Origin of the sequence: Mangrovibacterium marinum, from assembly GCF_003046625.1 — a bacterium.
GTDB classification, from domain to species: domain Bacteria; phylum Bacteroidota; class Bacteroidia; order Bacteroidales; family Prolixibacteraceae; genus Mangrovibacterium; species Mangrovibacterium marinum.
In genome coordinates, this window is sequence record NZ_QAAD01000009.1 from 17,898 (window position 1) to 33,710 (window position 15,813).

Below are 15,813 nucleotides of genomic sequence, written 5' to 3' on the forward strand. Positions count from 1 at the left end.
GAACCTCCCGCCCGGGCTGTTGGTCAATAACTGATTTCCCACGGTAAAGTCTTGAACGAACAGCCGGAGGCGTTTATTTTGCCAATTGGTTTAATTTTCTGATGTTTCTCCACCAACGGTCGGGAATTTCGTAGCGTGCTGCTTGTTCGTAATCCTCCTGCGAGCAGGGTACAATATGATCGGTATCGTCGTTCTGGTTGTAAATTTTCATCCACCAGCGGCCGGTCTTGCGGCTTTGGTAAAAGGTCAGGGGCAGGTCTATTTCGTCCATCTCGATGATGTACTCGCTAAATTCCTTGGGGTGCTTTTCCGGGTCTTCCAGCACTTTAAAGTGAAAACCTTCCAGAAAGTGCCAGATGATTTGTGCCATCAGTTTGGCACTCAGCTCCTGCTTGTCGAGCATCGGGCAGAGGTTATAAAAGCCGGCGATCTTCATCTGATCGGCCATGCCTGCATAGTGGGCAATCTGGCAGGCTTCTTCGGCATAAAAGCCGTTGGGAGAACCAAAATACTGCCCGGGGGCTTCAATCTGGCGCACTGCATTCAGGTCGAAGCTTAGCAGATCGGCACCGCGCATATAGGGTTCAATCTCGCTCATGGCGTAACGCACCTGTCCCAGGCGTTTGCTGTCGCAGTTAAAGTCGGCCACCTGGTTCAGCTCTACCGCATCGGTAAAGTAGTTCTGGTAGCCCAGCAGGGTGTGTGAAAAAAGATTGGGCTGCTTGTCGTAAAGCAGGGTTAGGTAATTTTCCGAGTCGATCGACTTGGCTCCTTTGTGGTAGTCGAGCCGGGGGTCGATGGTAACCAGGTTGTAGGGCTGATCCTCAAAGGCTTTGGCGGTGCCAATGGTCAGATCCTGCGAGCCACCCATGACGACCACTGTCACGCCTTCTTCCAGGAAATACTGGCAGACATCCTTCAGGGCAAAGTAGCTGTCGCCGGGGGTTTTGCCAATCTTCAGGTTGCCCAGGTCCCGGATTTTGAAGCGCGGGGCAATGCGGTTCAGCTGGTAAAGCTGCTCGCGAATGCGGTCGGGAGCCAGCGCACTGCCCGGACAAAGAGCATTGCGGTCTTCCTCGACGCCAATCAATACAATGTTGGCTTTCTCGGGAGCCAGCTTATCGTGGTTTTTCTCCAGCAGGCTGCCCAGGGCAAATTTCTTTTGACCCCACCGCGGAAGGGCAAAAGCGGCAAAATCGACCGGTGTGAGGTAATATTCGAGCTTCATGGACTTTCGTGTTTTGGCTGTTCAACAGGTAACAATGAATTTTTCTATCCATGAAATTACGCTTTTCAACAAAAAAGGCAAATACTTCTGTATTTGCCTTTTCGAATTTATTTTTTTCGGCCTCGTTTTTTCGGTGCCGGTCCGGCTTCGATGATCTTCATACAATCCTCGAGACTCAGTGCGGCGGCATCGGTGCCTTTGGCAATTTTGTAGTTTTTCTTTTTGTACGAGATGTAGGGTCCCCAGCGTCCTTCCAGGATGCGCAGTTCCGGTTCTTCGTCGAAGGTTTTGATCAAGGCTTTGCGGTCTTTCTCGCGCTTGGCTTCAATCAGTTCAATGGCCCGGGGCAGCTCTACCGAGTAGGGGTCGTCGACATTCTTCTCGAGCGAGACAAATTTGCCGTCGTGCTGCACGTATGGACCAAAGCGGCCAATGTTAACCCGAACCTTTTTGTCTTCGTACTCGCCCAGGTCGCGCGGAAGCTTAAACAGCTCCAGGGCTTCCTCCAGGGTGATGGTCTCCAGTATTTGTCCCGAGCGGAGGCTGGCAAAGCGTGGTTTATCGCCTTCCTCGGTTGTTTCGCCCAGCTGCGCCAGGGGGCCGTAGCGGCCAATCTTCACCGACACCGGAAGTCCGGTGGCCGGGTCGTCGCCCAGGTAGCGCTCGCCGTTGGTGCGTTCCGAGTTTTCCAAAGCATCTTCAACATGGTGATGGAAGGGCTTGTAAAAAGCGTCGATCACCTCGGTCCAGATGCGTTTGCCATCGGCAATTTCGTCAAAATCAACTTCTACATTGGCTGTAAAGCTGTAGTCCATGATTTTTTCGAAGTATTTCACTAAAAAGTCGTTGACCACCATGCCAATGTCGGTGGGGAACAGTTTCGATTTTTCGGCACCGGTAATCTCGGTTTTTTCCTTTTCGCTGAGCTTGCCGTTTTTCAGGCTGAGGGTGGCATACTGACGTTCCACACCCGGGCGGTCTTCTTTGACCACATAGCCGCGGTTTTGGATGGTTGTGATGGTTGGCGCATAAGTTGATGGCCGGCCAATACCTTGTTCTTCGAGTTTTTTCACCAGGCTGGCTTCGGTGTAGCGCGCCGGTTTTTGGCTGAAACGCTCGGTGGCATCAATTTGCTCGGCGCGCAGCAGCTGGTCAACTTTGACCGGGGGAAGCAGCGTTTTGGATTCACTGCCTTCGTCTTCGTTGTCAGTCGATTCGAGATAAACCCGCAGAAAACCGTCGAACTTGATGATCTCGCCGGTTGCCTGGAAAACTTCCGGTGCATTGGAAACTTTAATCGAGATGGTTGTTCGTTCCAGCTCGGCATCGGCCATTTGCGAGGCGATGGTGCGTTTCCAGATGAGCTCGTACAGGCGTTTTTCCTGCGCTGTTCCCGAAACTTCTTCCTGATCCAGATAGGTTGGCCGGATGGCTTCGTGAGCCTCTTGTGCGCCTTTCGACTTGGTGGTGTACTGGCGGAACTTATGGTATTTCTCGCCGTGCATATCCAGAATTTTGCTTTTGGCGGTCGTGATGGCCAAATCCGACAGGTTCACCGAGTCGGTACGCATATAGGTGATTTTCCCCGATTCGTACAGACGCTGGGCAACCGACATGGTTTGCGATACCGAGAATCCTAACTTGCGGCTGGCCTCCTGTTGCAAGGTCGAGGTTGTAAAAGGAGCTGCCGGTGTACGTTTGGATGGTTTTTTCTGAATGTCGGCAATGCTGAACTCGGCCGATTGACATTTCTCGAGAAAGGCGCGGGCTTCCGCTTTGGTGTTAAACCGTTTATTGAGCTCGGCTTTCAGCTCAACGACATTTCCGTTTTCGTCGGGAACGAGGAAAACAGCCGTTAAGCGAAAGGCTGATGTTGCTGTAAAATGAATGATTTCGCGCTCGCGTTCAACAATCAGGCGTACGGCAACAGACTGCACACGTCCGGCTGAGAGCGATGGTTTTACTTTCTTCCATAAAACCGGCGACACTTCAAAGCCCACCAGCCGGTCGAGCACACGCCGGGCCTGTTGGGCATTCACTAAATTAATATCGATGGGGCGTGGGTTATCCACAGCCTTCAGGATGGCTTCTTTGGTAATTTCGTGAAAAACAATTCGCTTTGTTTTTTCCGGTTTCAGCTTCAGTACCTCTTGCAAGTGCCAGGCAATGGCTTCTCCCTCGCGGTCCTCATCGGATGCGATCCACACCAGCTTGGCGTCCTTGGCGAGTTTTTTCAGTTCGCTAACAATCTTCTTTTTGTCGGGTGAGACGACGTATTTGGGAAGGTAATTGTTTTCCAGGTCTATTCCCGCGTCCTTTTTTTCGAGGTCGCGAATGTGCCCCATGCTGGATGTAACCAGGAAGTCTTTTCCAAGAAACTTCTCAATGGTTTTGGCTTTGGCGGGAGACTCGACGATGACCAGATTCTCTTGCATATATATCCTCCAAACGATAAAAATTTCTGCAAATAAAATAAATGTCGGGCGATCATCAAATTTTAATTCAACAAAAATTGTGGCTTTATATCTTTGAAAATGATTATTTTATTCGTTTTACACCCCTTTCGGTAGGGTAGTTTGAGGGTGATTTAGACGGCAGTATTTCAGTAGATTGAAGGGCCAATTCGGGGGTGCCGGTACCGACGGTTTTACCGGTGCGACGGAGCGCGTTGCTTTTTAGTACAACCGGGCCGCCGGGCCGCGAAATAATAGTTTTATTCCTTTCGTTATATTTGTCGCTCAATCTACAATTGATTATTCATGAAAAACGTGAAGAAAGCTTACCGAAAATACAGCATTATTTTCTGGACTGTTTTTGCGCTCGGACTGCTTGCCGTTAGCAGCATGTTTTATCTGATCGCGGAAGGCAAACTGGGGGAGATGCCCTCGTTTAAGCAGTTGGAAAACCCCGAAAGCCTGCTGGCCTCGGAGGTAATTTCGCGCGATCAGGTGTCTATTGGCCGGTATTTTCGGGAAAACCGCTCTTTTGTTACTTACGAGCAGCTGCCCGACAATCTGGTGAAAGCCTTGCTGGCCACCGAGGATGTGCGTTTTTACGATCACTCGGGCATCGACCTGCGCGGTTTGCTGCGCGTGCTAAAAGGGGTGATCACCGGCGACAGCAGCAGCGGTGGCGGTAGTACGCTCAGTCAGCAGCTGGCCAAAATGCTCTTTCCCCGTAATGGCATGGATAGCAAGCTGGATCTGGTGCTTCGCAAATTTAAAGAATGGGTGATTGCCGTGAAGCTCGAAAAGAGCTACACCAAGGAAGAAATCATCGCCATGTATTTAAATAAGTATGATTTTCTGAACCTGGCTGTCGGTGTGAAGTCGGCTGCCCGGATTTATTTCAATACCGTGCCCGACTCGCTGCGTACCGAGCAGTCGGCCATGCTGGTGGGGATGGCTAAAAACTCGGCGCTGTTTAACCCGGTTCGTCGGCCCGAGCTCACCAAGGAGCGCCGCAATGTGGTGTTGGCGCAGATGTATCGTTACGGCTACCTGACCAAAGCCGCGAAGGACTCGCTGTCGGCCTTGCCGATGGAGCTGGAGTTTACCCGTGAAGACTTTAAAGAGGGCCTGGCGCCGTACTTCCGCGAATATTTGCGCATAACCATGGGTGCCGGCAAACCCGACCGCTCGAAATATGCCTCGTGGCAAACCACCAAATACCGCGAAGATTCGGTAGCCTGGGAAACCAACCCGCTGTATGGCTGGTGTAAAAAGAATTTTAAACCCGACGGCAGCAACTACGACTTGTACGAAGATGGCCTGCGGATTTTTACCACCATCGATTCGCGGATGCAGCAGTATGCCGAAGAAGCGGTAACCGAACATCTGAGCCTGGACTTGCAGCCCTCGTTTAACCGCCACCTGAAAAGTCTGAAACATCCGCCTTTTTCGGACGATATGAGTGACGAAGGGGTGGAGCATCTGCTTAACCTGTCGATGCGGCAGAGCGAGCGCTACCGCGTGTTGCGCGTGCAGGGCAAGAAAGCCAAAGAGATTGACGAGATCTTCAATAAGAAGGTGGAAATGTCGGTCTTCTCGTGGAAGGGCGATATCGATACCATCATGAGTCCCATGGACTCCATTCAGTATTACCTGAGCTACCTGCGCTCGTCGATGATGGCGATGGATATTCAGAGCGGGCAGGTGCGTGCCTACGTGGGCGGCCCCGACTACCGCCACTTCATGTACGATATGGTGCTGGGCGGAAAGCGGCAGGTGGGATCTACGGTGAAGCCCTTCCTCTATACCCTGGCCATGCAAAACGGCCTGTCGCCCTGTACCAAGGTGCCCAATGTGAGGCAACAGTTTATTCTGGGCGACGGCACGGTTTGGGAGGCTAAAAACTCGGGCAAATCGGACTACGACGGTAAGATGGTGACCCTGAAGTGGGGCTTGGCCAATTCGGTGAACCAGATTTCGGCCTGGGTGATGAAACAGTTTAACCCGCAGTCGGTGGTCGATGTGATGAAAAAGATGGGCATTTACAGTTATATCGATCCGGTGCCCTCCATGTTTTTGGGAACATCCGACATTTCGCTCTACGAGATGGTGGGCGCTTACGGCACTTTTGGTAATAAAGGGGTTTATACACAGCCCTATTTTGTGACCCGCATTGAAGATAAGTATGGCAACGTGATTGCCACTTTCCGACCCGAGCGGCACGACGCAATCGACGATAAAACAGCTTATCTGATGATTAACCTGCTGCAAGGGGTGGTGAATAACGGTACCGCAACGCGCCTGCGCTGGCACAAGGTGTATGGCGGCATTGAAGGACCTATTGCCGGAAAAACAGGAACCACGCAGAACCATTCCGATGGCTGGTTTATGGGGGTAACACCCCAGCTTGTTGCCGGCGTATGGACCGGTGGCGATTTGCGAAGCATCCGCTTCGATAATATCCGCTACGGACAGGGAGCCAACATGGCACTACCCATCTGGGGGCGTTTTATGAAGAAGGTGTATGCCGATGAGTCGTTGGAGTATACGCCCGATTCGGAGTTCGAGAAACCGATGAACTTCATTATGAATCTGGATTGCGACGAACAGGAAGATGCCGGCGAGAAACCCGCTTCGTTCGAAGACTTCTTTTAGATCAATCATTAAGCACGATAAATTGAAAGGCTGTTCCGCGAGGGATGGCCTTTTTGCTGCAAAAAATTGTAGCTATCGGCCGCCGGACATGCTTTGGGCAATCTACAATTGGTAGAAGCTTGCCGACAGGTGCCGTGGACAATCTACCGTTGGTAGAAGCTTGCCGACAGGTGCCGTGGACAATCTACCGTTGGTAGATCGTTCTCCGCAGGTGCTGTGGCGTTTCTACCATTCGTAGAAGCTCTCCGCTCGTGCCGGGAACAATCTACCGTTGGTAGAAGCTTGCCGGCAGGTGCCGTGGGCATTCTACCGTTGGTAGATTAAAAAAAGCAAGGCCCGCCGCAGCCGTGCGAACCGCTTTTTTCTGAAAGTCTTTTTTTCGACGCTTAAGCGAGTGTTCCGTCAATTCTAATTTGTATAAAAGAGGATCTTTTGTCCTACCGGACGGGTTTTCATTTTTGTAGTGACACAAAAACGAAACAAAAAGGTCATGGCTGATTTTTATCTTCAACCGCCATCTGCCGAAAAGCTAAGTTCAACCGGGTGATCTCCAATCCGGCAGCTGCCGGAGCGGAGCTTCCCGGGTTCACTAAGTTTTCCGTCTGATTTCGATCTCGATAAAAATAGGCCAACCGGTTTCCAACGTTTTCTCATTGATCGAACGTTATTCATACTCGTTGATGGTGTTTTTTGTAATCTACCTGTAGCTTCTGGATTCCCCCGCTCTGCCCGCAGAGAGGGGACAGAACTGAATCGATCCGTCAGGATTGGGTCATTTCAGGCGAGAGTGAAAAGGGACCTTTTTTCTGAAAGTCCCTTCGGCTTTTACCTTCGATCGAATGTACCCACCCTGGTCCTCCCTCGCGAGGGAGGGAAATTCCGACTTTGTCGGAATGGGAGGGTCAATCTAATTTAAAAGAATCCACTTTCCTCCCTTGTTGGTGATTCCCCCGGAATCAGGTATGTTTTTTCTGAATCTGCCGGAGCTTTGCCCAAACATACTCAATTGAGGCATTACAGATGTTGGGTCGTCCGAAAATCTAACGATCTATTCAAAAATAGTCTAGTCGATCAGGAAGCGCTTGGTGATAGCGCCGTAGTTCTCGATGCGGCGGTCGCGCAGGAAGGGCCAAATGCGGCGCACATCTTCCGAGCGGCTCAGGTCGATGTTCACCAGCAGGTTTTCTTCCCTCTCGCTGCTGGTATGGGCCAGCAGTTCGCCTTGCGGGCCAGCCACAAAGCTGTTGCCCCAAAACTGAATGCCAGCCGAGCTGCCCGAGGGATCGTCTTCCAGTCCGACACGGTTGACGCTGATCACGGGAAGGCCGTTGGCCACCGCGTGCGAGCGCTGAATGGTGATCCAGGCATTTTGTTGGCGGCTTTGTTCGTCGGCCGTGTCGCGCGGATCCCAGCCAATGGCGGTGGGGTAAATCAGCATCTCGGCACCGGCCATGGCCATCAGGCGCGCTGCTTCGGGGTACCACTGATCCCAGCATACCAACACGCCCAGCTTGCCAACCGATGTTTGGATGGGTTGAAAGCCCAGATCGCCCGGCGTGAAATAGAACTTCTCGTAAAAGCCCGGATCGTCGGGAATGTGCATCTTGCGGTACTTGCCCGCCATCGATCCGTCGGTGTCGAACACCACCGCGGTGTTGTGGTACAGTCCCGGCGCACGTTTCTCGAACAGGGAAGTCACCAACACGATTTTGTGCTTCCGGGCCAGCTGCCCGTAAAATTCGGTCGACGGGCCGGGGATGGGCTCCGCGAGGTCGAACAAGTCAACATCTTCGGTTTGACAGAAGTAGAGGCTGTTGTGCAGCTCTTGCAGCACCACCAGTTGGGCGCCCTGGGCAGCGCAGTCGGCAATGTTGGCAGCCAGTTTGGCTTTATTGTCGTCAACCGCTGCGGTATTGCTTTGTTGGATCAGCCCAACCCGGATTTCTTTTTTCTTCATTATTCGCCTGGTTTAAATGAATGCTTCGCGATCGTCTTAAAATTAATCATTTCGAAACGGAACTTTCAGGTATTTGTTCATTCGTGCATCGCGAGCGTCTGAATAGCTTAAGTCTAACAATCGATTATTAAATAACCCCTTCGGGAAATTGCATGCTGATACAGTGAATGGAGCCGTGCTGTTTAATCAGCGGCACACTGTTGATGGGCACAATCTCGCGATCGGGGAACAGGGTCTGCATGATGCGCACCGCCTCGTTGTCCTGCGGCACCCCGTAAACCGGCAGCAACACCGCGCCGTTCACGATCAGAAAGTTGGCGTAGGTTGCCGGTAGTCGTTGGCCATCCTCGTCGTAAATGGCCTCGGGAAAGGGCAGCGGCACGAGTTGAAAAGGCTTGTCGTGCTGATCAGTCAGCGTTTGCAGCTGCTCCTCCATTTTTTGCAAGGCTTGGTAGTGGCTGTCTGTTTTATCGTCGCACTTCACATAGGCAATGGTCTTTTCCGAGCAGAAGCGGGCCAGTGTGTCGATGTGGCTGTCGGTATCGTCGCCTTCCAGAAAGCCATGGTCGAGCCACAGCACTTTCTGCGCATCGAAAACTTTCTTCAGGAAAAACTCAACGTCGGTCTTGCTCAGGTGTTCGTTGCGGTTTTTCGAAAGCAGACACTCGCTGGTGGTTAGCAGCACGCCTTCGTTATTGCTTTCAATGGCGCCGCCTTCGAAGGTGAAATACGAAAAATCGAGCATGGGCACACCTTTGCGAAATGCACCGTTTGCGAACAAGGTCGGTGTAATTTGATTGTCGTGGCAGGCGGCAAACTTCATTCCCCAACCATTGAAGCGGAAATTAAGCAGAGTTGGCTGGCCTTTTTCAATAACAGTGAGGGCGCCGTGATCGCGGGCCCAGGTATCGTTCAGCGGCATCTGGTGAATCAGCAAACGCTCGTTTTCTGCTTGCAGGAACTGGGGGAGCAGCGATCGGTCGCGGCATACCAGCAGCAATTTTTCCCGTTTCAGAATTTCACGCGCCATCTGCTCGTACACCGGCACAACCTCGTCGATGATGTCGCACCAATCGGTTTCACAGTCGGGCCAGGTGAGTTGAACGCCACTTTGGCGAACCCATTCGGCCGGTAAAAAATTCCCTTCAGTTTTCATGGTTCAAAAATAGGCAAAAAGCAAATAGTTGCTATTGCTTTAAACAATAATAGCGGTTTTATTCGTTATATATCAAATCGAAAAGGGATGAAGAGCGAATTTGAAATTTCATCCGGAAGTTTAACCCAAAAAACGGATTACTATGAAATCATGGAAAAAAACAATTGCACTGCTGCTGGTCACTGTCGTACTGACAGGTTGCTATGGTAGTTTTACTTTAACGCGCTCGCTGTGGGACTGGAATGGCACTGTTGGCGATAAGTTTGTTAACGAGCTGGTGTTCCTGGCCTTCGTTATAGTTCCGGTTTACGAGGTTGCCACAGTAGTCGACGGACTGGTGTTGAATACCATCGAGTTTTGGAGCGGCAGCAACCCAATGGGCATGAAAGAAGGAGAGCACGATCAAAAGATTGTTGAGATTGACGGTAAAAAATATCGCCTGACCGCTGAACGAAACAAAATGACTGTTCAGGAGCTGAACGACGCGAAGAAAAAAACGGAGATGATCTTCAATGAAGACGACAACAGCTGGTACCTGGTGAAAGGTAAAAAGCTGCAAAAGCTGGTGAATGTCGATATTCAGGATGGAAAAGTGATTTCGTATCACCTGTTTTACCCTGATGGCAGCGTTCAGGAACTGATGCCCGGCTTCGACCCGGTGGCTGTTCAGCAGGATGTTGAAACCAATTGCACTTACGCCTTGCAATAAGCGCTTAACGATCGAATAGGGAAGAGCTGTTTCGCTCTTCCAAATGAAAAAGGCTCCGAATCACCGGAGCCTTTTTTGCTTATGCAGCATTATGGGTAAAAACTTCATTTAGAATTTCGGGATGTACTTCCGCGAAATTTCGGAAACACCATTGGGTTAAGTCATCCAGTTCTTCGGGCTTTTCGGCCCATCTGATACACTTCGCCAATTCTTTGCGGAATAATTCCTTACTAAAACTAACTTTTGGCAGGATCACTTTTGCATATTCATTCATGGTTCGAATGTTTAATTTAGTTGTTGTTGCTTAAAGGTACAGCAGGAAAACGAATATCCAAAACGGGTTTTTGCTGCTTAACAAAGTTTAACGGGCATTAAGAATTTGTTTGCTTATTAAAACTTTGGTCCACAGGCTCCTCTTTGAAAGGGGCGTTTTTCCTTGTTTAAAAACATCTTGTTTGATTCGTTAGGTCAAAGAAAAAGCACTCCAGTTACACTCCCTTTACAAGTTGATTAACAAATTTTGAAATCTTTTCATCCAGCGATCCGTTGTCGCCAAGCGCTTTAACAAAGGCACTTCCGATGATTGCTCCCTGAGCATATTGGCAGGCATTGTCGAAGGTTTCTTTATTCGAAATGCCGAAGCCGATCAGTCGGGGGTTTTGCAGTTTTAGCTGATTAATTCGCTCAAAATAATCGAGGTGGAAATCGGCGACACTGCTTTTGACTCCGGTGGTCGACGAGCTGGACACCATGTAGATGAAGCCGTGCGAGGCTTCGTCGATTTCATGCAAACGCTTTTCGCTTGTTTGTGGGGTGATCAGCAGAATATTGTGCAGGTTGTGGCGGGCAAAAATCTCGCGGTAGCTGTCGTGGTATTCCTCCAGCGGCAGGTCCGGAAGGATTAAGCCATCGATGCCCACCTCGGCACATTTCTGACAAAAGGCTTCAACGCCGTATTGCAAAACGGGGTTCAGGTAGCCCATCAGGATGAGGGGGATATTCACCTTCTCGCGGATTCCTTTGAGTTGTTCAAATAGCCTGGCAATGCACATTCCGTTTTTTAGAGCAACAAGGCTGCTTTGCTGGATCACCGGGCCGTCGGCTACCGGATCGGAAAAAGGCATGCCAATCTCGATCAAATCGACGCCGTTGGCAACCAGTTGCTCGATAATGGTCACCGTATCGTCCAGTTGCGGATAGCCGGCAGTGAAATATACAGAAAGGATGTTCTCCTTTTTATCGTGAAATAGTTGATTGATTCTGTTTTTCATGATTGAAAATGTTTTTTTTTGAATGAGGGCTTGACTTCAAGTCAAGCCCTCAATATCCGGTTTTAGTAGCCAAAATGATTTAAATAAGTCTCCATATCCTTGTCGCCGCGGCCCGAGAGGCTGATCACGTTGACATCTTCCGGCTTCAGACTTAGTTTTTTCAGCGCGGCCAGGGCGTGAGCCGACTCCAGGGCGGGAATGATGCCTTCCAGTTGTGTCAGTTCCAGGGCTGCCTCCAGCACTTCGTCGTCGGTGGCCCACAGGTATTTGGCGCGTTTTGTAGCATGCAGGTTGGCGTGCATGGGGCCAATGCCGGGGTAGTCCAGACCGGCCGAAATGGAGTAAGGCTCAATAATTTGTCCGTCGTTGGTTTGCATCACAAACGAACGGGAGCTGTGCAGCACACCGGGTTTTCCAAGTGTTAAGGTTGCTGCGGTCTCTTTGGTTTCAATTCCTTTTCCGGCAGCCTCAACGCCAATTAGCTCAACAGCTTCACTGTCCAGAAAATGATAGAAGGCACCGGCAGCATTACTGCCGCCACCAACACAGGCAATTACACGGGTGGGCAGTTCGCGTCCCAGCTGCTCGTCCAGCTGCCATTTTATTTCTTCGCTGATCACCGACTGAAAACGGGCTACCATGTCGGGGTAAGGGTGTGGCCCCACAACCGACCCGATGATGTAGTGGGTATCTTCGGGATTGTTGATCCAGTCGCGCATGGCTTCGTTGGTGGCGTCTTTCAGCGTTTTATTGCCCGACTCGGCAGCAATCACTTCGGCACCCAGCATCCGCATTTTTTTCACGTTCGGCGCCTGGCGTTGCACATCGAGCGCACCCATATACACAATGCATTTCATATCCATCAGCGCGCAAACGGTAGCGGTGGCAACGCCATGCTGTCCGGCACCTGTTTCGGCAATGATCCGTGTTTTGCCCAGGGCTTTGGCCAGCAGGATCTGCCCGATGGTGTTGTTAATCTTGTGCGATCCGGTGTGGTTCAGATCTTCCCGTTTCAGGAAAATGTGACTTTGGTATTTCTCCGACATCCGTCGTGCGTAATACAGTGGCGAAGGACGTCCCACATAATGTTTCAGCAGGGCGATAAAATCCTGCCGGAAATTGTAGGAGTTGATCACTTCCATGTATTTTTCCTGTAATTCTTCGATGTTCGGATGCATCATCTCGGGGATAAATGCGCCCCCGAACTCGCCGTAGTATCCTTTTCGGTTAACTTGATAGCTCATATTCTGTGTTTTTTAATTTCGAATTTGTTGAATGAATGTTGCAACTTGATTTGCATCTTTTAAAGCGGGTTCGATCTCGAAACCGCTGTTGATATCGGCAGCATACAGTTGTCGCAGGTTCAGTGCTTTAATGTCGGTGCTGTCGTGCAGGCGGATTCCGCCACTCAGAAAAAAGGGCGTGTTTAGCTCGTATTGATGGAGCACGCTCCAATCGAATTTTTGGCCGGTGCCACCGGGCAGTTTTCCTTTGGTGTCGAACAAAAAGAAATCGACTGCTCCTTCATAGTCGCTGATCGTGGTGAAATTGAAATCCTCAGCGACGGAGAATGCCTTGATGACTGTGAAGCCGGCTCGTTTAATTTGCAGGCAGTACGCAGGCGATTCGTGACCGTGAAGCTGTGCTCCCTGAAGCCGGTATCGCAGGCAAGTGGCAAGGACCGTCTCGGCTGTTTCGTTAACAAATACGCCAACCTTTTGCGTTGATTTCGGCACGCGGGCGAAAATAGTTTCATCGGGGGCTTTTCCGACAAAACGGCTCGACTTTGGGTAAAATATGAAGCCGATGTAGTCCGGCATCGATGCGCAAACAGCATCGATATTATTCGGATCGCGCATGCCACAAACTTTTATCTTCAATGAGTTCATTTTCGCTGTTCTAAGCGTTCAACTGTGCAATAAAGTCGATGCAGGCTTGTGCCGGGTCGTCTGTTTTCATGAAATTTTCGCCCATCAGGAAGCCTTCAAAGCCATGTTTACGCAGGTAATGAATATTCTCCACCGATGAAAGACCGCTTTCCGAGATGCGGATCAAATCATCGGGTAGCAATTTTCCCAGCCGAACCGATGTTTCCACATCCACTTCGAAGGTCTTCAGGTTTCGGTTATTTACGCCGACCAGGTCAACCAGGGGATTTAGTTTCTCGATTTCCTCTTCCGTATGTACTTCAACTAAAACCTCCAGTTGCAGCTCCTTGGCCAGCTCTGTCATTTTCAGCATCTCCTCTTTCGACAAGCTTGCTGCGATCAGCAAGATCAGGTCGGCACCATGAGCTTTGGCTTCGTACACCTGGTACGGATCCAGCATAAAGTCTTTACGCAGGATCGGTGTTCTTGGGTTCGTGAAACGGGCTTTGGCCAGGTTGTCGAACGAACCGCCAAAATAGTTCAGGTCGGTTAATACCGAAAGACCACTTACTCCGGCTTCAACATAGCCTGCTGTTACCTCAGCAACCTCGGCTTCCTCGTTGATCATCCCTTTCGAGGGCGATTTGGTTTTGAACTCGGCAATAATACCGCTTGCTCCGGGGAGGCGAAGGGCCGCTTTCAGGGAGTTGGGTGTCCGGTTGAAGAAGGGAGACTTTTTCAAGTCTTCCACACTTATTTTCTCTTTCGCCTCGGCAATTTCGCGGCGCTTATTGTTATTGATTTGGTCTAAAATTGTCATCTGTAAAGTTCAAAATTTTAAGTTTCAAGTTTGCGAAGTGGAAGCTTTAATTTGAGTTCATCAGTTTCGTGAATACGGCGAGTGCTTTTTTGCCTTTCAGGGCGTCGGTTGCCTCGCCAACACAATCGCTCAGCGATTTTTCGGGGCACATACATTGAATGCCAAGTGCCGCATTGGCAATGACCACATTTTGCTGTGCCTGGGTGGCTTCAGTATTCATAATATTTTTAAAGATCGCGGCTGCATCTTCCACGGAGTTGCCGCCCGAAAGCTCTTCCGGCTTCAGTGGCGAAAAGCCAAAGTCGGCCGGCGACAGGTTGTCTTCCACATTTCGGGTCATATAGCGTGTGTCACCGGTTAGCGAAACCTCGTCGTAACCATCCAGGGCATGTACGAGCATATAGTTTTGATCGCCGGCCTCGAAAACCTGGTTGTACAAATCCATAATCTCCAGATCGGAGGTGCCGACCAGTTGGTTTTTCGGAGAACAAGGGTTGATAATCGGCCCCATCATATTGAAAAGCGTCCGAACCTTCAGCGCGCGGCGAACCGGTCCAACGTTTTTCATCGCCGGGTGGAAAAGTGGCGCATGGAAAAAGCAGATGCCAATTTCGTCCAGTTCTTTTCTTAATTTGTCGATATCGTTGCTGAAGCTGTAGCCGAAATACTCGAACATGTTGGATGCCCCGCTAACGGATGATAAACCGTAGTTGCCGTGTTTGGTGACTTTGTATCCGGCGCCGGCCAAAACAAAGCAGCTGGCCGTTGAAATATTGAAGGTATTTTTACCGTCGCCACCAGTGCCTACCACGTCGATGGTGTTGAATTCCGAGAAGTCAACCTTCACACAAAGGTTTAACAGGGCTTCGCGAAAACCGGAGAGCTCTTCGGCTTTCACCGGGCGCATGCGGAAAACGGTCAAAAAGGAAGCAATCTCGGCATCTGTAAACTGGCCTTCAGCGATCTTCGTTAGCAGCTCACAGGCTTGGTTTTTATCTAAGCTATTTCCTGAAAACAGGTAATTCAGTGTGTCTTTCATGTCAAAAATTCCAAGTTTAAAATTCCAAAATCCAAAGGTCTGTTGTTGGGTGTCTTTTAGCTGAAATCTAGTTTTTCAGCCAGTTTGCAATCAGTTTTTCACCCAGGGGTGTAAGAACCGATTCGGGGTGAAACTGAACCCCTCGCACATCGTACTCTTTATGCCTGAGCGACATGATCTGTCCGTTTTCGTCGCGACTGGTTACTTCCAGACAGTCGGGCAGTCCTTCCTGGTCGACGATCCAGGAGTGGTAACGTCCAACTTCGAATTGCTCGGGCAGTCCGTCGAAAAGAACCGGGTCGGACGAAGTTACACAAATTGGCGTTGCGATACCATGTAAAACATGACTCATGTTGGTTAATCGGGCACCAAAGGATTCGCCAATGGCTTGATGGCCCAGGCACACGCCCAACATACTTTTACGAGGTGCAAACTCCCGAATGATAGCCATTAGTAAGCCTGCCTCGGTGGGAATTCCCGGCCCCGGTGAAAGGACAATCTTGTCGTATTGCTCCAGGTCGCCCAGTTCGAGCTCGTCGTTGCGAATGACGTCGACAGGCTGACCGGATATCTTTTTGATGGCATGCACCAGGTTGTAGGTGAATGAGTCGTAATTATCGATGATGACTATTTTCATTGTAGTAAATTCTAAGGATTAAG

The 15,813-nt window shown here is 50.3% G+C and carries 13 protein-coding genes; 2 read left to right on the forward strand and 11 right to left on the reverse strand.

The features are described from left to right. Nucleotides 1-73 precede the first annotated feature (73 nt). Together C8N47_RS10060 and topA are read right to left on the reverse strand one after the other, a co-directional pair. Nucleotides 74-1,228 (reverse strand): arginase family protein, encoded by a 1,155-nt coding sequence (locus tag C8N47_RS10060; RefSeq protein WP_107822432.1) that lies wholly within the window; start codon nucleotides 1,226-1,228, stop codon nucleotides 74-76. Between the two features lie 107 nt (nucleotides 1,229-1,335). Continuing rightward, a complete protein-coding gene (gene topA, locus C8N47_RS10065; RefSeq protein WP_107822433.1) occupies nucleotides 1,336-3,663 on the reverse strand; it encodes a type I DNA topoisomerase in 2,328 nt (775 codons plus the stop codon). Nucleotides 3,664-3,987: 324 nt separating this feature from the next. On the opposite strand from topA, the gene C8N47_RS10070 reads away from it, so the two are divergent. Continuing rightward, nucleotides 3,988-6,333 (forward strand): transglycosylase domain-containing protein, encoded by a 2,346-nt coding sequence (locus C8N47_RS10070; protein ID WP_107822434.1) that lies wholly within the window; start codon nucleotides 3,988-3,990, stop codon nucleotides 6,331-6,333. A gap of 1,063 nt (nucleotides 6,334-7,396) precedes the next feature. On the opposite strand, the gene C8N47_RS10075 is transcribed toward C8N47_RS10070, so the two are convergent. Next, on the reverse strand, nucleotides 7,397-8,290 hold the full coding sequence (locus C8N47_RS10075) for a carbon-nitrogen hydrolase (protein WP_107822435.1): 894 nt from the start codon (nucleotides 8,288-8,290) through the stop codon (nucleotides 7,397-7,399). Nucleotides 8,291-8,417: 127 nt separating this feature from the next. Next, nucleotides 8,418-9,446: an agmatine deiminase family protein gene (locus tag C8N47_RS10080; protein ID WP_107822436.1), complete on the reverse strand. Its 1,029-nt coding sequence runs from the start codon at nucleotides 9,444-9,446 to the stop codon at nucleotides 8,418-8,420. 142 nt (nucleotides 9,447-9,588) lie between these two features. On the opposite strand from C8N47_RS10080, the gene C8N47_RS10085 reads away from it, so the two are divergent. Beyond that, nucleotides 9,589-10,155, forward strand: a complete 567-nt coding sequence (locus C8N47_RS10085; protein WP_107822437.1) for a DUF3332 domain-containing protein — start codon at nucleotides 9,589-9,591, stop codon at nucleotides 10,153-10,155. Between the two features lie 79 nt (nucleotides 10,156-10,234). Here C8N47_RS10085 and C8N47_RS10090 read toward each other — a convergent pair whose 3' ends face one another. From C8N47_RS10090 to C8N47_RS10120, 7 genes are all read right to left on the reverse strand, one after another. Further along, nucleotides 10,235-10,429: a hypothetical protein gene (locus tag C8N47_RS10090; protein WP_107822438.1), complete on the reverse strand. Its 195-nt coding sequence runs from the start codon at nucleotides 10,427-10,429 to the stop codon at nucleotides 10,235-10,237. Nucleotides 10,430-10,643: 214 nt separating this feature from the next. Continuing rightward, the gene (gene trpA, locus C8N47_RS10095; protein WP_107822439.1) at nucleotides 10,644-11,426 is read right to left on the reverse strand and encodes a tryptophan synthase subunit alpha; all 783 of its coding nucleotides are present in this window, start codon (nucleotides 11,424-11,426) and stop codon (nucleotides 10,644-10,646) included. A gap of 62 nt (nucleotides 11,427-11,488) precedes the next feature. After that, nucleotides 11,489-12,670, reverse strand: a complete 1,182-nt coding sequence (gene trpB, locus C8N47_RS10100) for a tryptophan synthase subunit beta (RefSeq protein ID WP_107822440.1) — start codon at nucleotides 12,668-12,670, stop codon at nucleotides 11,489-11,491. Nucleotides 12,671-12,682: 12 nt separating this feature from the next. Further along, nucleotides 12,683-13,315: a phosphoribosylanthranilate isomerase gene (locus C8N47_RS10105; protein WP_211316100.1), complete on the reverse strand. Its 633-nt coding sequence runs from the start codon at nucleotides 13,313-13,315 to the stop codon at nucleotides 12,683-12,685. A 10-nt stretch (nucleotides 13,316-13,325) separates the two neighbouring features. Continuing rightward, complete coding sequence (gene trpC / locus C8N47_RS10110) at nucleotides 13,326-14,114, reverse strand: indole-3-glycerol phosphate synthase TrpC (RefSeq protein WP_107822441.1); 789 nt, start codon at nucleotides 14,112-14,114, stop codon at nucleotides 13,326-13,328. A 46-nt stretch (nucleotides 14,115-14,160) separates the two neighbouring features. After that, the gene (gene trpD, locus C8N47_RS10115) at nucleotides 14,161-15,153 is read right to left on the reverse strand and encodes an anthranilate phosphoribosyltransferase (RefSeq protein WP_107822442.1); all 993 of its coding nucleotides are present in this window, start codon (nucleotides 15,151-15,153) and stop codon (nucleotides 14,161-14,163) included. Nucleotides 15,154-15,220: 67 nt separating this feature from the next. After that, nucleotides 15,221-15,790, reverse strand: coding sequence for an anthranilate synthase component II (locus C8N47_RS10120; RefSeq protein ID WP_107822443.1), 570 nt, complete (start codon nucleotides 15,788-15,790; stop codon nucleotides 15,221-15,223). Nucleotides 15,791-15,813: the final 23 nt, after the last annotated feature.